This is a genomic window from Halobacillus faecis (assembly GCF_007991335.1).
Lineage (GTDB): Bacteria > Bacillota > Bacilli > Bacillales > Halobacillaceae > Halobacillus > Halobacillus faecis.
Window position 1 is genome coordinate 30,852 of sequence record NZ_BJYD01000006.1, and the last position, 19,525, is coordinate 50,376.

Genomic DNA, 19,525 nt, shown 5'->3' on the forward strand with positions numbered 1-19,525 from the left:
TACTCCCCTTTGGAGTTATATAAGCTCTATTGAGCACAGTTTTCACTCGCTGACTGTAGCTTAATCATAATTAGTTTTCAGAAAAATGTCAATTCTTTTTTTCTGCGTTTACGAAGCTTTTTTATTAAAGTAGATGGCAGAATTGAAAGAAGGAGGATTGAAAGAGAAAAATTAAAAAGAGGATGAAACCGTGGTGGCTTCATCCTCTACATTTGTTACCTTCCCATGCCCTTTAAAAAATGAAGGAGCATCGTGATGCTGCGGTTGATTTCCGGATCTTTCAAAGCTTTGGCAAGGTCGAAGAACGACGTCTTGTCGGTCGTCCCTTCCCCTTCCATCGCTTCCAGACCGTGATTCAGTCGTGAACTCAAGTCACGGATCCCGGTCACATTGATCTCGCCAAGCAAGAAGACGAGTTCAGGTAGGTTGCGCAGTAAAGGTTCGTATTGATCCTTATCGATTTCCTTCACCACATTCGCAAGGGCTTCATCCTTTGCTTTTACAAAAGCGGTCACGGAGTCCAGGGTTCCTCCATTGTCGAGCGCCTTCAACAATTCGATGCCCTTTAGGATGGAATCTTTATTGTCAGCGACGGCTTCTTTCACTTCCCGAGCGTCCTGCTCGACTTGATCCTCCCGGGACACTTCATACCTTTTGATTTTCGTAATGGATTTTGCCATCATCGTCCCCCCTTGCCTGGGAATATATAATCTTCACGCTTCCATTTTTCCTGTACTTTGACACCTTTTTGCGGAACTGGATTCCCGCGGCGGTGGTTGTTGTGTGGAATCGGCGACTTGCCTTTTTTCTTCAACACTTTCATCTTCACCGCGATTTCTTTGTATGCCGGTGTATTCGTATCTTTATCGACCCGGTTGTCTGTGAGGAAGTTGATGGCTGACTTGCCGTTGTCGTTGAGCGGCAGGAAAATTTCCTTTCCGCGTACACGGTCGGTGACGGTCACGACGCCTGACGCTTCCCCTGCTTCTGAGATCAGCTTCACTTCGGCACCTTCTTCAATGCCGCGTTCTTTCGCAAGCTCTTTCGACACTTCGATAAAGGCGTTCGGTGTTTTACGACGGATTCCTTCTGACTTATACGTCATGTTTCCTTCATGGAAGTGCTCGAGTAAGCGACCGTTATTGACATGCAGGTCATATTCTTCATTCGTATCGTATTTCAGCTCGTACGTCAGCGGATACAGCTTCGCTTTTTTATCTTCAAAAGGAAAACCTTCCGTAAATAAGAGCGGCTGATCGGATCCATCTTCTGCGACCGGCCATTGCAAGGACTTGTACCCTTCGAGACGATCATAATGAACGCCTGCGAACAACGGCGCTAGACCTGCCGCTTCGTGCATGATTTCAGAAGGATGCTGATAATTCCAGTCACGGCCGAGTTCTTTGGCGATCAGTTGAATGATCTGCCAGTCCGGCTTTGTTCCTTCAAGCGGCTCGAAGCTTTGATACAAACGCTGGATGCGGCGCTCGGTATTCGTAAACGTTCCTTCTTTTTCAAGGCTCGGAGATGCAGGGAGTACAACATCCGCATATTCCGCCGTTTTCGTTAAGAAAAGGTCCTGAACAATGAAGAGGTCTAATTTTTCAAACGCATCGGTCACGTAGTTAATGTTGGCATCGACGATTCCTGTGTCCTCACCCATGACGTACATCATGGAAAGCTCACCATTATGGATCGCCTCGATCATTTCGTGGTTATCCATGCCTGCCTCTTTTGGAATGGTCGCATCCCACGCTTTTTCATAGCGGGCGCGAACCTCATCGTCTGATGTGGCTTCATAACCTGGGAAGAAGTTCGGCATGCTTCCAAAGTCACTGCACCCTTGGACGTTGTTGTGGCCGCGGAGTGGGTAAGCACCCGTGCCCGGCTTGCCGTAGTTCCCTGTGATAAGTAGCAGGTTACTGATCGCTGTACTCGTATCACTTCCGAGCATATGCTGTGTGACACCCATCGCCCAGCAGACAACGACCGATTCCGAATGGGCGATTTCTTTCGCTACATCCTTCAGCTCCTGTTCAGGGATGCCGGTCAACTCGGAGGCATATTCCATCGTGAACGGCTCCAGGCTTTCGCGATAGTCATCAAAACCGTTCACCCATTCATCAAGGAAGCTCTGATCTTCCCAGCCCTGATCAAGGATGTACTTCGCTACAGCGGAAAGCCAGACGAGGTCCGTCCCTGTCTTTGGCTGATAAAAGCGGTCAGCGCGCTTTGCCATTTCGTGTTTTCTCAAATCGAAAACAAACAACTTCTGGCCGAACAACTTTTGAGAACGCTTGATTCGTGAAGCGAGAACCGGATGGGATTCTGCGGTATTCGAGCCGATCGTCAAGACCAGTTTACTTGCCGCGATATCGTCAATGGAACCGGAGTCTCCGCCATATCCGACCGTACGGAACAAGCCTTTCGTTGCCGGGGCCTGACAGTAACGGGAACAGTTGTCGACGTTGTTCGTCCCGATCACTTGGCGGGCTAATTTCTGCATCACATACGATTCTTCGTTCGTCGCTTTGGAAGATGAAATGAACGCGAGGTGGTCCGCGCCTTTTTCTTCCTTGATCTGTGTCATGCGATCCGCGACGTGAGCGATCGCTTCGTCCCATTCGACTTCTTCAAAATGGTCGCCGCGTCGGATGAGGGGCTTCTGTAGACGCTCTTCACTATTGACGTAATCCCAGCCGAACTTCCCTTTCACACAAGTGGAAATGCCGTTGGCCGGAGATTCGGCACTCGGTTCGACTTTGAGGATTTCTCTACCCTTCGTCCATACATCGAAGGAACAGCCGACGCCACAGTACGTGCAGACCGTTTTTTCCTTCTCGATAACTTCTTCGCGCATCGCGGCTTCTGTATCCGATACTGCGAAAAGTGGACCGTATCCTGTCTCCACTTTCTTCGTCAAATTGATCATCGACTTCAGGATCCCGGGCTCGGTGTCCGTCAAAAAGCCGGCATCGCCTTCCATTCCTTTTTCCATCATCGCGTTACAAGGACAGACGGTAGAACACTGCCCGCAGTTGACGCAGGAGGACTCATCGATCGGCACATCATTGTCCCAGATGACACGCGGTTCCTTACGATCCCAGTCGATCGTCAGCGTCTCGTTCACCTGGACGTCCTGACAGACCTCCACACAGCGTCCGCAGAGGATACACTGATCTGGATCATAGCGGTAGAAAGAGCCGGAATCGTCCTTTTCATAACTCGTTGGCTGGAACGGACGGGACTGATGCTCCAATCCAAACTCCGCCATCGTATTGTGAATCTCACAAGAGCCATTGTTATAATCACAAACCGTGCAGTACAGTTCATGTTTCTCCAAAATGCGGTCCAACGACTCCTTCTGTGCCTTATGTACATGAGGAAGTTTCGTTTGGACTTTCATACCGGCTTTCACACTCGTGCCACACGCCCGCGTCAATTCGCCATCGACCTGGACGATACACGTATCACACGTCTGGATGGGTCCCAGTGATTCGTTGTAGCAGATTTGCGGTACCTGTTCTTCTGCCTCGTTCATCAGTTGAAGCAGATTCTGACCTGGTTCCGCCAAAAATTCTTTTCCATTGATCGTCACTACTGTGTGTTCATTCAATCGTTACTCCTCCTCCACTAGCTGCAGCGATACGCCTCGGATGAGTGTACACATTCATCCGCTCCCCCCGTAAAAATCCGACAGCCGTAATGTTTAAATCATCCGCAAGCTCAAGGGCCAAGTCTGTCGGTGCCGATTTGGACAGCAGGACACCAAACCCCATTTTCGATATTTTTAAAAGGACTTCCGAAGAAATCCTGCCTGTAAATAAAATGATCTTCCCTTTTCTGCTTACGTTTTCTTTCAATAAAAAGCCGTACAATTTGTCCAGCGCGTTATGACGGCCAATGTCCGCATACGCTTTCAGTATTCCATCTTCCGTAGCGATGGCTGCCTGGTGCACCCCGCCTGTCCGTTGGAACAAACCCGCCTGGGATTGGAACTCTTCCATCAGTCTAAAGCACACATCCGGATTGAAGGTACTCTCATCCATAGCTGTCCGGGCTGTCGCCGCATCGGCTTGAAAATAAAAGGCCCGACTTTTCCCACAGCACGATCCGAGCCACCTTTTTTGACCGCCTTGCATCTGCGGAAGGCTCTTCGCCGTTTCCACGTAAGCAAACCCACGATCTTCATCAATCGTCATCTCCTTGATTTCCTTCACACTCCGAATCAAACCTTCGGATGCGAGGAACCCGATGACCATTTCCTCTTTGTCCATCGGAGTGCAGACCATCGTTGCGAATTCCTCCCCGTTGACGGTCACCGTGAGTGGATACTCGATAGCGACTTCATCTTCTTCAGAGGACCATTCTCTCTCTCGAAATCTATGAATCTGCCACGATCTCGTCCCCAATTTTTAACCCCCTTACCAATCGTTCCCTAACTTATTCCCGTTCTTTCGACAAAACAAACACCTGTCTATGTAAAAGTTGGACAGGTGTCTGGGTGATGGTTCTATTCTTATATTTTTCTCTTTTTTCATTAATTTTTCCTTTATTGTTTACGTTTGAATTTTCAAAAAATAGGAAATGAAGAAATACTCAAACTAAAAGAAGAGGTGAGGACAATATATATTTTGGAAACTTTTCTTCAAATCCTTCGAAGAGTACGCGGAACCTTCTTATCCATCGTCCTGATTTTTATCGTTCTTTTTGCGCTCTTTATTGCCGTAGGATACATCACTTCCCTTTTCAACTGATGCGAAAGTCTGCTTTCTGTTAAATAGAAAATAGAAGAATAGCAACAAAACACCACCAGTAATGCAGATTCCACCTCCCCACATACCAAGAGTGCGGGCACTGAAAGCATCTAAAAACCACCCGGAGGCGAACATCATGAGTCCAAGCTGGACATTCGTCCATGATTCAAACCAGCCGAAGACACGTCCTTCTTCTCCTGCCTTCACATTTCTCATGAGAAAAGCGTCCAGGAAGGCCCCTAACACCCCACCGGTCAAGGCAATCGATACAAACGTCAGCCATAATCCAGGAAAAAGGGTCATCCGGCTCGCGATCATATGAAGCATCCCCTCAACAATGAGAAGAGCCAGGCATAAAGGAAGACCATAAGATTTGATCTTACTGGAAAAAAAGAAACTCGCCACTAGCCCTGTGCCGAGCGCTCCATACAGGAACCCAACGCCAAGTTCACCAAGTTGAAACGTTTCCGCTCCATACACACTGATTAGAACATTGAACGCTCCGTCCATCGTTGCGCCGACGAGTTGGATGGCAAATACGAACATTATCCACCCTTCCCAACGGACGCGTTTCGTGCTTTCTCTTTTATCGAAAACGCTAAGCGTTCTGTTTTCCTTCAAAGGAAGAACCAGTAGAGCTGCTGCAATAAATGACAGGCCGTTCAGCCAGAAGGCGAAGGAAGTACCGAAGATGTAGGCAACCAATCCCCCTGTAATCGAACCTGCAATCAAGACCGCTCCGAGAAGAAGCTGCTCCCAGCCATTCACCTTCAGCAAATCCTCTTTGTCTACGATCGTAGCAATGAAACTTTTCCGCACAGGTTGATAAACGGCCTCTCCGCAGGCCAGAATGAACATCCCCACGAAGACCAGCCACACCATCTCCTTCGTATCCACTAGTAAAAAGCTAAGAGCAAACGGAAGCCTGAAGACATCAGTCAGCACGAGCATCCATTTTTTGTGAAAACGATCGGCAAGCTTTCCACCGAGTGGGGAAAGCAGCAAGTAGGGAATCACCCTCAACCCGAGAGCCATCCCTACGGCCACACCTGAGCCAGTCAGTTGTAACAGGAGCGTCAAAACCGCTACCTGACTGAAGCGGTCGCCAATCCCATTGACGATTCCTGAATAAAACAAAAAACGGTAAGAATGATGGCGAATCATAAAAACCACAACCAGTTAGATATACATCTAATTAGATATTCAAAAAAAGAAGCCATGCCGTCACCTTTGGACGACAACCGGCCACATTTCTACAGGGTTTAGTTCATATTGATTGTTTTCCCTGTACATGAACTGCTGCATGATCCATTCCCGTCTGACGGTCGCAAAATCATCGAAGAATGTTTTAATATATTCATTGACTTCCTTCTCATCATAGGTTTTCCCATGCTCAAACCATTGGACAAAATAAGAAAGAATCACGTTTTTCTTTTTCAGCTGGCTTGGCATCTGTTTCAGTTTCCCTTCAACTGTGACGAAGTTCTTAACAATTTTCGCCTGGTCTTTGGCGTCTACTTTCAATTCTTCAGCTACCACTCGTTCATCATCTCCAATCCTTAAGATCGCGGTTGTCATGAACTTTAAATTCTGTTCATTCAAATAAAAATAAATCGTATTTTTATCCCTTCTCGAATAGACCGCCCCTGTATCCTTCAACTTTTTCAAATGATGGGTAATCGTCGGCGGACGCAGTCCTAACTTCCCTGCAATCGCCTGCCCGTGCAGCGGTCCCTTCCTGAGAAGAGCAATGATCCGCAGTCGTGTCGGATCTCCGACTGCTTTATGAAACGCGACCATTTTTTCTAATTGCATTTTTCCACCCCACTAATTAAATGTATATCTAATTAAACAATAGTCTAATTAGATGATAGTGTCAACTACGATTTCTGCTTCAAGTCTTTGAAGAAGGGAAGATTTCATACTAAAAAATGCACAACTCCCAAGCCATTTGTATAATTTTTCTAATTCTGATGTAATAGAATAGAAGCTCTAGGTTTGGAAAATGAAGGAGGAAATTCTTATGAAGAAGCTGCTTTTCTTATTCTTTTTATGTGTGAATGTATTTTATATCGCGCATGCTCTTCTAGATTTTGGACTACGGTTCTCCATAGAGTGGAATATCCTGCTCGGATCCTTATTTGTCATCAGCCTTGTTTATTCCAGCATCCATCTTTTACGATCCAAAAAGCACTCTTTGTTGAGTGTAGCCGTCTTATCACTCAGTTTAGCTTCCCTTGGCTGGTTTACGTTCATGAACTTCCTCTCCATAATCATGGGATAACAGAACAGTGGGGGAAGAAATCCATCTTGAAGGATCCCCTCACTTTTTTCATAAAAAAAGCACCCCATTTCTGAGGTGCTTTTGCTGCTTATAAATCTTCCACCAGCACATAGGTCGCTTTCACAGGCCCATGAACACCAACGATCAGGTTCATTTCAATATCTGCACTGTTGCTCGGTCCGGTAATAAAACTGACGCATGACGAAACAGGGTTCCCTTTCTGCTCCTGTTCATGAATGACACGCGCGGCCTGCGTCATTCTCGGTACAAGCGTACTTTTCGGAATGATGGCGATAAACGTTTCTGGAAGAAGGCTGATGGATCTGCCGTTATGTTTATCGTTGAAAAGGGTCACCGTTCCGGATTCTGAAAGGGTGATATCACTAAATACGATCCCGACACCTGCCTGTTCGGCGAATGTGATGTCCCCCTCTTGGTCATTCCAGATCCGGAGGTCAAAGCCTTCTTTCTCAAGCGCTTCATAAATCCCCCGCATGCCGAATTCATCCAATCTCGGACCTCCTGCGCTGATGACTTTTCTGGAACCTTCAAATGCTGCGAGTACTTTTTGAAGGGAGTCACCTAGAGCGGCCAGCGTTGTCCGCTCAAAGGAAGTATGAATGATGCGGCATTGGGCTTCGAGCTTTTCGATGAGCTCATCCTGGGTAGCCCCTTGGAAAACGCGGTCCTGCGGCTTTACGGAATAAGAAGGGGACTTCACTTCTGTGCGCCGCTCCCTTCCGAGGTTTTCAGCGACACGATCTAGAAACGATGTCCGGTTATGAATCGTCATGCCTCTTCCCTCCTTTTTTCTCGTTGTTTGTACCATTCCCGGAAGTTCTTTTTGGCTGGAGCAGGAAAGTCTCTGCTCTCTGTCCATCCTTTCAACGGACCCGGTCCTTTTTCGATCTGTTCGTCTTTCGTCCATGGCTTCATCGCTGTTCTCGCCATTTTCGTACTCAGCTTATAGGCGGCAGGCGTGGAGGCCCATTTGGCGAATCCTTTCATCATCCATTCCTCTGACTTCGCCCCCATGTGTTCGCGCTCGACGATATTCTCACGGTGGCGGATCAAATGTTCATGGAGGGGAATTTTCACAGGACACGCCTCTGTGCAGGCGGCGCACAACGTGGACGCATAAGGCAGGTCTTTATGGTCTTCGTACCCGTCAAGGAGCGGCGTCAAGACGGCACCGATCGGACCAGGATAAATCGACCCGTACGAATGACCGCCTACATGACGGTACACCGGGCAGGCATTGATACAGGCTGCACAGCGAATGCAATGGAGCGCAGATTGGAATTCCGTCCCCAGAATCTTCGAACGTCCGTTATCCAAAATGACGAGGTGGAAATCATCCGGCCCGTCTGTTTCGTCTTCTAAACGGGTACCTGTGAGTGCCGTAATGTAGCTCGTCAGTTTTTGACCAACGGCTGCTCTCGTAAGTAAGCTGACGACGACTTCAAGCTCCTCCCACGTTGGAACGACGCGTTCCATCCCCATAACGGCGATGTGGGTATCAGGGAGTGAGGTGACCATACGCGCATTTCCTTCATTCGTCACAAGCGTGACCGCGCCGGATTCTGCGACAGCGAAGTTGCAGCCTGTCACACCAAGGTCCGCTTCCAGGAAATCTTTCCGAAGCTGTTCGCGGGCAAAGGCAGCCAGTTCCTCAGGCTGATCGGTTTTCGTGTACCCTTTCTTGTTCGCGAACGTTTCGCGGATCTGCTCTTTATTTTTGTGAAGGGCCGGGGTGACGATATGGGACGGTGGATCTTCATCGAGCTGTAAGATCCATTCCCCCAGGTCTGATTCCACCACTTCGCAGCCGCTTTGTTGCAATGCTTCATTCAAGCCGATTTCTTCTGTGACCATCGACTTTGATTTCACGACTTTGCGTGCCTGCTTCTTCTTCGCGACTTCCTGGACGTAAGCGTTCGCTTCCTCAGCGGTTTCTGCAAAAAACACCGTTCCGCCCCGTTTTTCCACCTGCTCGCTGAGCTGGTGCAAATAGTAGTCGAGGTTTTCCATCGTATGATGACGGATTTCTTCACCAAGCGTCCGCCAGTCTTCCCAATCGCCGAGTTCTTCCGCTGCTTTCAGACGTCCACTTCGGAAGCGTCCCTGGGCGGAAGATACAGCCTGTCTCATGAAGCTATTTTCAATCCCTGCCTGGATCCGCTCGGCATACGGCTTATCCCCAATTCTTATTCCCATGTGACCTCTCCTTTCTTATTGGCTGTTCAACACTTGAGCAATATGCAGCACTTTCACGTCCTGTTTATTCCGGCGCATGCATCCACCCATGTTCATCAGGCAGCCTATATCGCCCCCGATGAGATATTCCGCCCCGGTCTCAACGATATGCTGGGCTTTTTCTTCCACCATTTGCCCGGACACGGCGGCATTTTTAACCGCGAACGTTCCCCCGAACCCACAGCAGTCTTCCTTCATCGGGAGCTCGATCAGATTCAGTCCATCCACGTTTTCCAGTAAAATTCTCGGCGCATCCTTCACTCCTAGGAGACGTGTCATATGGCAGGACGGATGATACGTCGCGGTCCCTTGGAACGCTGACTTCACATCCTCCACTTGTAAAACTTCCACCAAAAACTGGGTCAGTTCATAAGTTTTATCTGCAACGGCCCGGGCACGTTCGCTCCATTCCGGTTCATCCCTCAATGCATGAGGATACTCCTTGATCATCTGCACACAGGAACCGGATGGACCGACAACGTACGGGGAAGCTTCAAAGGCAGTAATCATTTGTTTCATCGCTTGGATCGACTCTTGCTTGTACCCGCTGTTGAAAGCCGGTTGTCCGCAACAAGTCTGGTTCTCTGGAAAATCCACCTCACACCCGAAACGTTCGAGCAGTTGGACGGTGTCTTTCCCGACGTCCGGGGTGAAGGTGTCGCACAGACAGGTGATAAATAACGATACTTTCACTGTTATGTCCTCCCTTTTAAACATAAGGTCATCAGATGACTTGTTTTTTGAGAAAGGATACTGACAACAGAATCCTTTTCATGATAAATATTCAGCTAGATGTTCTTCCACACTTTGCAAGTGACGGACCATCGCCTCTTGGGCCAATGCTTCATCCTGAGCTTTGACGGCGTCGAGAATTTGTTTATGCTGCTCAAGCAACCGGCTCGTTCCTTCAGGCGTATGCAAAAGTTTGCGGGTTTCTCTCATGGCCTGCATCATAATTTCCGAAACGCTGTTCATCAAATTGATCAAAATCTGATTCTGCGTCGCCTGGACAAGTGCGATATGGAATTCAAGGTCCGCTTTTTCTCCGAGCTCCCCGTTTCCTTTTGCTTTTTCCATATCCGACAAGGCCTGCGCCATCGCTCGGAGGTCATCCTCCTGCCTCGTCCACGCAGCTGTCCCGGCCGCCCCTACTTCTAATATGTGTCTCACTTCCATCAGATCTTTCAAATCTTCCTTTTTCATTAAAAAGGCAACGGATGTGGGTAAAGAAAAGCGCGAAGGGTCGAAAGCCTTCACATACGTCCCTTCCCCCTGACGCATTTCGAGAATGCCCATGGCTCTCAGGGCACTTAACGCTTCACGGATGGCCGATCTTCCGACACTGAAACTGCCGGCCAGGCTCTCGACACTGTCCAGTTTATCTCCCGGCTTCAATTCCCCATTTTTCAATGATTCCAAAAGAGAATCGGCCACTTGTTCGTATATTTTTTTCGTCCGAATCGGTTTATAATTCATGCGGTTTCCTCCAAAGTTTCGCTTGTCTCTTCTTTTTATTCTAATCGAAAAACAAACCCTTTAAAAGAGAAAGCGATTTCTACGTAAAGAAGAGATACACGAGAGCGGCGATGCCGACAAGCAGTCCATACAACAAAGCAGGGCCGATCGTTTTCCTGATGATCTCCCCTTCTTTTCCAGCGAGCCCTACGACCGCTCCTGCCGCTACGACATTATGCACACAAATCATATTGCCTGCCGCTGAACCAAGGACTTGCAAAGACAGGACCGTATCTTTAGCCAGCGCTGTTTCTTGAGCAATGCTGTACTGAACGGGAGAAAACGTCAAGGTGGATACCGTAGCGCTCCCAGTAATGAACGCTCCAAGCTGGCCTAGAAAAGGCGCAACCATGACCCACATGGAACCGAATCCTCCAGCGAGAGTCTGGGCGATATACTGAGGCATGCTCACAAGTTCTTGAGCGTTCATTCCTGAATTCGTAAACACCTGGACAAGAGCGAGTGTCGCAACTAAAGCTAAAGCCGCATCCTTCATGGAAAGAATAGATTCTCTTGCTGCCTTCGTAAATCGGTCAAACGATTTCCTTTGTACAACGACCGCCGTCATGGCTGCAAAGACGAGTACAGACCCCGGAGAATAAAGCACCTGCCAGGAGGATGTAATGCCTTCCACACCTAAAATATCCGCCCAAGAAAGATCAACCCAGGTCAACGTGAAGGTTTTGACCGCTGGAACGATCCTTGTCACAAGAAGGAGCAGAACAATGATCACATAAGGTGACCAGGCCCCCCACAAGCTCATAGAGACAGGTTCATCGGCCCTTTTTTCCTCTTGAAGAGCTTCCTGCCAAGGTTCATCGGGAAGCAGAAAACCTTTCTTTGCCGTTAAGGTGGCCACAAGCAGGCCGGTCAAGGAAGCTAAAATGGCTACGAACTCATGACCGAACAAATTGGCATAAAGATAAGCGGACAACGTATAGGTGAAACCGATCAAAAGGGTCCACGGAATCATTTGCGTTATATCCTTGAGCTTACGCTGTTTACCAAAAAAGACGGTTAGGATAACCACAAGAATAAGTGGAATGAAGCTCCCCGCAAACAGATCAAAAAAAGCGACATGGACTCCGATTTCTTTGTAAAAAGAAAGATCCGCTCCTGGAATATTGCTCAACCCGACCTGAATCGGGGTTCCGACAGCTCCATACGAAACCGCCGAACTATCCGCTATAAGCGCAATGGCTGCAGCAGCCAACGGGGAAAATCCTAAAGCCACCATCAACGGGCCTGTTACAGCCGCCGGTGTCCCAAACCCTGCGGCCCCTTCAATCAAGGCACCAAACAAGAAGGCAACAATCACAATCTGGACTCTCATGTCTTTGGAAATGCTCCGGAATCCTTGATTGATCCGGTCCACAGCTCCAGTGTTTCTCAGCGTATTCAAAAGGACAATCGCACCGAATAAGATGAACAAGATGGTCAACGTCTTATGTGCCCCCTCAAGGATAGAGGCGGCGATCACCCTTTCCCCCACACCCCAGACGAAGTATGCCAGGCTGATCACAATCAACGCGCTATACAACATCCCTTTTTTTGCCGGCATCCGTAAAAGGACCAAAAAGATAAAAGGAGCAAGTATCGCACTTAATGCCACAAATAAAATCATATAAATCCTCCCCCACCACACGTAATGTCAACGCTTTCAATACATGTATAAAAGTAAGGTCATCAGATGACCTGCTTTAATTATATTTTATACCTATGGTGGAGGTTTTGCAATCGCTTTAATGGAATTCATAAAGAAAAGACCAGGCCTTTTAAATCCCTGGTCTTAACGCCTTTAAGGAAGGTTTACTCCATCCGGTTTCCTTCTGCCGGAATCGGATGTTCTCTTAACATGCGTGCAAAATGGAGCGTGTTATACGCGAGCATTTCAACATGTTTTTTTGTAAATTCGTTGTTTTGACCATCACCCTCTAAATAAGAAGGGCCGGGTCCAGCTTCCCCCACCCAGTACGCATCCACATTCGGCGGCACAACAAAGCCAATGTGCGACATTCCATAAAGCACAGAGGCTGCCGCATGCTTCGCACCATCTTCGTTACCTGTAATGATGACGCCTCCGACTTTGTTGTAAAAGATCGACTGGCCTTTGTCATTCGTTTCTCCGCTGCTGCCATACAAGCGCTCCATCGCTACGGTAGCGAGACTGCTCTTTTCACCAAGCCACAGCGGTGTTCCGAACAGGACGATGTCAGCTTCTTTCACTTTTTCAAAGATTTGCGGCCACATATCTCCGCTTCCCAGATCACCGCTGATGCCATAAGGAATATGATAATCCGCCAGGCGGACGATTTCCGTTTCTACGCCTTCTCTTTCAAGAATCTCCAGAACTTCACGACTCAGACCTTCTGTATGGGAAGGCTCTTCTGCCTCCGTATTCTTCAAGGATGCATTCAGAACGATCGCTTTCAATTTTGTCATATCATCCACCTCCTATCCTGCCCCTTTCCCTTTCGTAAAAACGTTCAATCAAAAAGCCGCACATCTTAGATGTACGGCTTTTCTCTATCATTGATTTTTCATGTATTCAAAAACTTTCAAGTCGATTTTCCCCCGCTCCTGCTCACGACCTTCAAAGTTTTCCGTGTGCAAGTAGGTCGTGAATGTATCGTGAAACTCATCGGAAGAGACGTCCTCTGAAGTGAGGTACCCGAGACGGCGCAGATGGTGCTCGACCTCTTTCTTCACATCTCCTTCCACTTCCACGACTTCCTCAGGCTTGGACGCCCCAAAATAGAGTTGATGAAGCTGATAGATACGGTCAAGCTCTTCAATGGGTTCCGGATGATCATCCACTCGGAGATCGACGGCGACGTCACTGAGCCCTCCATATCCAGCTTTATCTTTCACGACGAGGATGGCTGCCGATTGCTTCCCACGACTGTCTCCGCCTGCACGCTGAGCCGCTTTGATCGCAGTCATTAAACGATCCGCAAGAGAACCTTCCGCCTGTTCAAAAGCTTCGCCCATATCGGTGACGGTCTCTTCATTCACAAGGATGTTCCCTTGAGCCGCATAATGTTTGCCGACTTTACCGCCAGCCCACTCGTAGCACTCTTCACCTGTAAACGTAGCCCCGTTTCCTTTCGCATCGACAACTCCGACTTGACGGTCTTCCTTTTGAGGGTCGTCGGAAGTAAGGCGCTCGATCACTTCTTCAGCTGAAAGCCCTTGTTCGAGCAGCTTCAGGCCGTCCGGTCCGTACTGCGGGTTGCCAAATGCCTGAGTAGCAATCGCTCCGACACCTGCCTTTGCCCATGGGACAATCGATCCCACACCTAAAAACTTCGACTGCACAGCAACGCCCCATTCTCCCGTTTCAGGAGCGTGGGCACAAATAGAAAACGTAGCAATAACCTTTGATTTCATTTTCTTCCCTCCAATCTTGTATGTAATTCGAGATGATTGGACAATTTCCTGCAATTTCCGTTTAAGATTGGAAGCTAAGACCCTTAGTGGATATCTCTTAATTCTAATGGATCTATTGAATTTTCAATGGATATATCAAATTTTTAATTGATATTTCTACATTCTGATTGATATCCTTTTCGGTTTGGTTAATAAACCCCCTGCCCATCCAGAGGTTTTATCCACGACCAACCGGGTACATTCCATACCGTAGCAGCTATTAAGAAAAAGGAGCGATTCTATATGAAACCAACCGTAAGAGAATACACAAATGATGAAAAACTGATGGAAGATGTGAAGCGTTTAAAAGATGAAGGCATCGACAACAAAGACATCTACATTCTGTCCCACGATGACGACCGCACTGACCGCATTGCCAAGAACGTAAACGCCAATACCATCGGACTCTCAGAACAGGACGTCAAAAACGTGATTAGTAATCTCTTCAACAAACAGGGCGATGAACTACGAACGAAACTTCAGGAAATCGGATTTTCTGAACAAGAAGCAGAAGAATACGAAGAAGACTTGGATGAAGGGAAAGTTCTCCTGATCGTGACAAACCCGTCGAAAGCAGAAGCATTATTATAAAAAGAAGGAGCGCACGGCATGTGCGCTCCCTTTTTATTAGTATGTGGTAAACCATGTCCACTTCTGCAAGTAGTAAGTGGCATAACGGATGAATGTTAAATTGTCCTGGTATTCTTTATAATCAGCCGTATAATGTCCCTCTTCGTTGTTCCATATACGAGTAAAGTAATCATTGACATCCTGGAACACTTGCTCTTCCCCATCCCCTTTGATGACAACATCGGCTTCCAAGTTTAAGTTGGAAAGGTTACGGCGCGTATAGTTCGCGGACCCGGCGATGATGACATCCTCCTCAGGATGGTCGATATAAAGCATCTTCGTATGGTACTGCTCAATATTGACATCATACCAACGCAAATGAATATTTTCGTTACCCAAATTCTGTAACTCGGCAGCCACAGGTAAGTTGGGTATGCCGGTTTTTTCGTGACCAAACGCTTTTTTGTTTGGATCCATCACAATGTTCACTGTAGCTCCGCGGTTGGCTGCCTCATCGATGGAATTCATGATTTTTTTATCGGCTAAGTAATACATGCCGAGCCATACGGTGTCTCCCTCACCAGCTTTCGAAAATTCTTCAAGAATCGATTTGTAGATCTTTCCTTCCGTAACAAACCGTGTCGTGATCGGCCCTTCCTGCTCCTCCCAATTACGATTTTCATAATCAGGAAAATCAGCCTCACCCGAATAGTTCACCACCGCTTCTTCAGCTTCTAAAATATCTTTGATGATCGGCCCCGTCATCTTAAACGCGACGTTTTCATGATAACCACTGGCATCGTGAGGGTTGGCTGTTGAGACAATCGCAGATTTCTCTGTGACGAGAACTTTCCTATGGTTCGCTTTAATGTTCATCAATTTCATATAGGACCTGAGCGTCACATCTGGAGCTTCCTTGGCCATAGGGTTACTGATCCATCCATTGTCTCCGGTCCCCATCCATGAAAACAAAAGCCGCCATACGCTCGAGTATAAAGGGTTCGAATCTCTCAACTTATTTAAATTGGTCAAAACGACATCCACCCCGCCATCCTCGAGGCGTTTGATGGTCTCCGACTCATACGATCCATAAACCGTATTGATCCGATCCGTAATAAAAACGACCTTCAAATCAGGAACTTCCTCTTTCCTTTTTAAAATGGCATCCACTAAATTTTCGGATATCTTCGGAAACTCGTTTTTCCCGTTCGTGTAGCCATTAAATAAAAACATATCCGCTACAATAAAGTCCTCAGCTTCTGAGATTGTCTGGTTGATCTCTTCAAAAACTTGAAGGTCATGTACCGTTTTTCCTGCTTCATTTTCATATGATAAATCACGGAAAAACTCGATATTTTCCATCTGATGCGCTTCTCCTTCATAAGAAATCCCCTCAGGGAGAGCTTTCCATGAAGTATGATAGGCAATCGTAACACTTAAAATAGCGATAATGACGACGATGATCCAAAACCACTTGCTCTTTCCAATCCGCTTCAAACGGTTCATTATGTAGCCTCCTCAACTAGAGTGCTTATTTTATTTTCACTATAATGGCCCGTTTCAAACCTTGATTGGAGAAAAAAATGAATAAAGCACATTTTATTGAGATTCTTGAAGACTCAGTTTCGAGATGTTTGAAGGTGGATAGGGAACTCCGGGAAACAGTTCGCTTTCCATGGGGCGGGCGGTGAGCCTCCTCAGGCTACGCCTTCCGGGCTCTCACCTGTCCCGCACACCCCATAGGAGTCTCACCGTTTCCCTCCGCCCCTTTACCTAATCAGTGTCTCGAAACCACTTCTCGAATAAGCAGCCATTCAGTTTGGTGAGAGTATAAAGATATCCTCCCCTGTCTAAGTGTTTGAATTCTGAAAGCTTGATACCGAGCTCTTTATGCTTCCAAAAGTGGGATAGTGGAAAAATCCAACTTGGTAAAGGGGTTCGTTTCTCACATACATCGAATGGGGTGGTTGGGAAGCTGCGAGACTCCCGTGGGAGAAAGGAGATCGGCGAGATCCCGCAGGGCGGTAGCCCGAGGAAGCTCGCCACTCCCCCACAGGAAAGCGAGTTGCTTCCCAACCACCCCTGAATTTCAATACGCTAAACGAACCCCGGTTATCTAAAAAGCTGTGCCTTCAAGAATAAGGAGCGTATATGAAAATTAATAATGAAAAAATCCCCCTCTCGATGCTCCGACATGGAGAGGGGGATTTTTGTTAATGGCTTAATAGTTTTGGTCGTTTTACGAATAGGAGACTGACGACGATACTGCTTAAGATAAACGCAGGCAGCATGTATCCGCCATTATAGACGAGGGAATACAACCAGACCGGCTGGCCTTCCGGGGCGAACTCTCCGTAAAAAACGATGCCAGCGAAAAAGTGGCCGAAAAAGCGCAGGACACTTCCGATCAGGCAGCCGACGATGATCCATCCGACCAATCGACGGGACTCTTTCGATTTGATCGCATTCCATAGTGGTTTCGCCACTAAGCCTGCCCCTCCAATCACAGCAAAGGCAACGACATAGTCCAGAAATGCCTGGAGAGGGGTCATAATATAGGCACCTGTCATGATTTGATAGATTCCCAGTAGCAGACCGGTGGTGACGCCCCCTTTTAAGCCCCAGCGAAAAGCCATGATGAACACAGGGACCATCGCAAAGGAAACCGAACCTCCCTGCGCCCATAGTTTAAATGATAAAAACGGGATGATATCCAACAATAATGCGAGTGCTGAAAAGATCGCAACTTCTACGAGAAATAAAACGCGACGATTTCTCATTTCAACATTCCTCCTAAAAAAAGACACAAAAAAAGCAACGCCAAATAGGGAAGCTTCCTGATGGAGGAGTCCCAATTTTGCATTGCACCATCAAAAAAGCCGCCATCCCTACGCCAGTGCTAACTGACAGGTTCGAAGGGTCAGAACGAAACGTTCACTCTCAGCCGGAGGCTCCCCTTGAAGGCTTTATACCGTTTACTTTTCTTGATTTGTCTCTATTATAATAAACTTTTTACTAGATTACAAAACCTTTTCTATTTCCCGGGCAATCACTTCGTGTTTGTGTACATTTGGAAAAATTCCAGCGTACGCTCGATGATCATATCCTTATCATGATCCAGTGTGGCCACATGGTAACTGTTTTCCAGGTGGATGATCTCCTTATGTTCAGAAAACACGGATTCGAAAATGACTTCTGAATTGTGAGGTGGAACGACGTGATCCTCATCCGATACGAAAATCATGATCGGGCAATGGATTTCGTCAAGCCTGTCCTTCACTTTACCCATCAATGTGACGAGCTCGCCAATGGATTTCACCGGCGTGCGATCATACGCAAGTTCAACGGTTTCCGGATCCTTGATATCCGAGCCGATGGCATCAATGAAGCGTTCGTCCATTCCCTGACTATTTTCAAGGGCTGGGATATCGATCGCCGCATTGATCGGAATGACGCCTTCAATATCCCGGTGCTCACTCGCCATATACAAGGCAAGGGTTCCACCCATCGATAACCCGACGACAAATACTTTTGAACACCTTTCTTTCAACCAGGCGTATCCTTCTTCTATAGATTTCACCCAGTCCAGATGAGAGGTCGATTCCATGTCCTCCGGGGTCGTTCCGTGCCCTTTCAATCGAGGACAGCAGACCGTATAACCTGACCTTGCATACGCTTCGACTAATGGCTTCATGCTCTGTGTTGTACCGGTAAACCCGTGTGAGACAAGAATGCCGACTTCATTACCCTCGAAGCGCATCTCCTCCGCTCCATGCATCACTTTTTCCATTCAACCCCACTCCTTTGGCTTTCTCTTTTCCTAGAATTTTTTGTAACACCGTCTTCTCCAGCCACCTCCACGGCAGCAAGCGTTTGAACCACACATTCACACGAACTCCGGGACCTATTGGATAGCGGAGTTTCACAAGCGTTTCTTTTTCCATCAGTCCGGTCATCAGATCAGACACGTCCTGAGGGTTCCCGTGGGTTTCACTGTTCAACGCATTCCACAACCCTTTTATGTAATCGGCATAAGGAGATTCAGGGTCCTGGACTTCTTCCGGCATTTCAAGCCCTGTCGACCAAATATTGGTCTGATATGCGCCTGGCTCGATCAGCGCGACATCAATCCCGAACGGTTTCACTTCGAAACGGAGGCTTTCCGATAATCCTTCCAATGCGTGTTTGGAGGAAACATACGCAGATAAACCTGGAAAACCGATCAATCCGCTCACACTGCTGACATTTAAAATTTTCCCTTTTCCCTGAGCGCGCATCAGTGGCAGAACCGCTTTCGTAACGGCAATCACACCAAACACATTGGTATCAAACTGCTTCCGGTAGGTTTCTAGCGGTACCTGTTCAAGAAATCCACCCACCGCATAGCCCGCGTTATTCACGAGAACGTCCAACCTTCCCAGCGTGTTCACTTTTTCTGAAAAACGCGCGATGGATTGTTCATCCGTCACATCCAACGGCCACACTTCGATGCGGTTGCGCACTTCCTCGTCAAGTGTTTCGTAGGCGACGGCCTTTTCTACGTTTCTCATCGTGGCAATGACACGAAAGCCTTTTTCGGCACATTTCACAGCTGTATGGAAACCGAATCCACTGGATGCTCCGGTAATGAGTACGGTTTGTTTCATAATCTGACTCCCCCTTGTGCTAATCGTTACCCCATATCTTTCGCTGTCACACCCTTATTCTCCTCTTT

The 19,525-nt window shown here is 47.6% G+C and carries 18 protein-coding genes and 1 riboswitch; of the genes, 2 read left to right on the forward strand and 16 right to left on the reverse strand.

The genetic code is table 11. From position 1 onward, the window contains the following. Positions 1-215 precede the first annotated feature (215 nt). The 5 genes from HFA01_RS03940 to HFA01_RS03960 all read right to left on the reverse strand — a co-directional run bounded on the left by HFA01_RS03940 (position 216) and on the right by HFA01_RS03960 (position 6,572). A complete protein-coding gene (locus HFA01_RS03940) occupies positions 216-680 on the reverse strand; it encodes a helical membrane plugin domain-containing protein (RefSeq protein ID WP_146813438.1) in 465 nt (154 codons plus the stop codon). After that, positions 680-3,616 carry a formate dehydrogenase subunit alpha gene (gene fdhF / locus HFA01_RS03945; RefSeq protein WP_146813440.1) on the reverse strand — a complete coding sequence of 979 codons (2,937 nt, stop codon included), beginning with the start codon at positions 3,614-3,616 and terminating at the stop codon, positions 680-682. The genes HFA01_RS03940 and fdhF overlap by 1 nt, the downstream gene beginning before the upstream one ends. Further along, entirely contained in the window at positions 3,609-4,412 is an 804-nt protein-coding gene (fdhD, locus tag HFA01_RS03950; RefSeq protein WP_146813442.1) for a formate dehydrogenase accessory sulfurtransferase FdhD, read from the reverse strand. The genes fdhF and fdhD overlap by 8 nt, the downstream gene beginning before the upstream one ends. Positions 4,413-4,679: 267 nt before the next feature. Next, positions 4,680-5,921: an MFS transporter gene (locus HFA01_RS03955; RefSeq protein WP_146813444.1), complete on the reverse strand. Its 1,242-nt coding sequence runs from the start codon at positions 5,919-5,921 to the stop codon at positions 4,680-4,682. A gap of 60 nt (positions 5,922-5,981) precedes the next feature. Next, positions 5,982-6,572: a DUF2087 domain-containing protein gene (locus HFA01_RS03960; protein WP_146813446.1), complete on the reverse strand. Its 591-nt coding sequence runs from the start codon at positions 6,570-6,572 to the stop codon at positions 5,982-5,984. A 208-nt stretch (positions 6,573-6,780) separates the two neighbouring features. Here HFA01_RS03960 and HFA01_RS03965 point away from each other — a divergent pair, with 208 nt between their 5' ends. Beyond that, on the forward strand, positions 6,781-7,041 hold the full coding sequence (locus HFA01_RS03965) for a hypothetical protein (protein WP_146813448.1): 261 nt from the start codon (positions 6,781-6,783) through the stop codon (positions 7,039-7,041). A gap of 88 nt (positions 7,042-7,129) precedes the next feature. On the opposite strand, the gene HFA01_RS03970 is transcribed toward HFA01_RS03965, so the two are convergent. The 7 genes from HFA01_RS03970 to HFA01_RS04000 form a co-directional block, all read right to left on the reverse strand. Beyond that, positions 7,130-7,834, reverse strand: coding sequence for a LutC/YkgG family protein (locus HFA01_RS03970; protein WP_146813450.1), 705 nt, complete (start codon positions 7,832-7,834; stop codon positions 7,130-7,132). Then, a complete protein-coding gene (locus HFA01_RS03975) occupies positions 7,831-9,258 on the reverse strand; it encodes a LutB/LldF family L-lactate oxidation iron-sulfur protein (RefSeq protein WP_146813452.1) in 1,428 nt (475 codons plus the stop codon). The genes HFA01_RS03970 and HFA01_RS03975 overlap by 4 nt, the downstream gene beginning before the upstream one ends. A gap of 15 nt (positions 9,259-9,273) precedes the next feature. Next, positions 9,274-9,990, reverse strand: a complete 717-nt coding sequence (locus HFA01_RS03980) for a (Fe-S)-binding protein (protein WP_146813454.1) — start codon at positions 9,988-9,990, stop codon at positions 9,274-9,276. Between the two features lie 78 nt (positions 9,991-10,068). Beyond that, positions 10,069-10,773 (reverse strand): FadR/GntR family transcriptional regulator, encoded by a 705-nt coding sequence (locus HFA01_RS03985; protein ID WP_146813456.1) that lies wholly within the window; start codon positions 10,771-10,773, stop codon positions 10,069-10,071. Positions 10,774-10,852: 79 nt separating this feature from the next. Continuing rightward, entirely contained in the window at positions 10,853-12,436 is a 1,584-nt protein-coding gene (locus tag HFA01_RS03990; RefSeq protein ID WP_146813458.1) for an L-lactate permease, read from the reverse strand. Positions 12,437-12,621: 185 nt separating this feature from the next. Further along, on the reverse strand, positions 12,622-13,254 hold the full coding sequence (locus HFA01_RS03995) for a flavodoxin family protein (RefSeq protein ID WP_146813460.1): 633 nt from the start codon (positions 13,252-13,254) through the stop codon (positions 12,622-12,624). 87 nt (positions 13,255-13,341) lie between these two features. Continuing rightward, a complete protein-coding gene (locus HFA01_RS04000) occupies positions 13,342-14,202 on the reverse strand; it encodes a DUF1028 domain-containing protein (RefSeq protein ID WP_146813462.1) in 861 nt (286 codons plus the stop codon). Between the two features lie 282 nt (positions 14,203-14,484). Between HFA01_RS04000 and HFA01_RS04005 the strand changes: the two genes are divergently transcribed. Continuing rightward, complete coding sequence (locus HFA01_RS04005; protein ID WP_146813464.1) at positions 14,485-14,832, forward strand: YflT domain-containing protein; 348 nt, start codon at positions 14,485-14,487, stop codon at positions 14,830-14,832. A 36-nt stretch (positions 14,833-14,868) separates the two neighbouring features. On the opposite strand, the gene HFA01_RS04010 is transcribed toward HFA01_RS04005, so the two are convergent. From HFA01_RS04010 to HFA01_RS04025, 4 genes are all read right to left on the reverse strand, one after another. Further along, positions 14,869-16,317 carry a phospholipase D family protein gene (locus HFA01_RS04010; protein WP_146813466.1) on the reverse strand — a complete coding sequence of 483 codons (1,449 nt, stop codon included), beginning with the start codon at positions 16,315-16,317 and terminating at the stop codon, positions 14,869-14,871. 707 nt (positions 16,318-17,024) lie between these two features. After that, positions 17,025-17,591 (reverse strand): energy-coupled thiamine transporter ThiT, encoded by a 567-nt coding sequence (gene thiT / locus HFA01_RS04015; protein ID WP_146813468.1) that lies wholly within the window; start codon positions 17,589-17,591, stop codon positions 17,025-17,027. Positions 17,592-17,679: 88 nt separating this feature from the next. Next, positions 17,680-17,779, reverse strand: a riboswitch (TPP riboswitch). Between the two features lie 81 nt (positions 17,780-17,860). Continuing rightward, positions 17,861-18,601, reverse strand: a complete 741-nt coding sequence (locus HFA01_RS04020; RefSeq protein ID WP_146813470.1) for an alpha/beta hydrolase — start codon at positions 18,599-18,601, stop codon at positions 17,861-17,863. Beyond that, positions 18,555-19,460, reverse strand: coding sequence for an SDR family oxidoreductase (locus HFA01_RS04025; RefSeq protein ID WP_218027757.1), 906 nt, complete (start codon positions 19,458-19,460; stop codon positions 18,555-18,557). Before HFA01_RS04025 ends, HFA01_RS04020 begins: the two co-directional genes overlap by 47 nt. Positions 19,461-19,525: the final 65 nt, after the last annotated feature.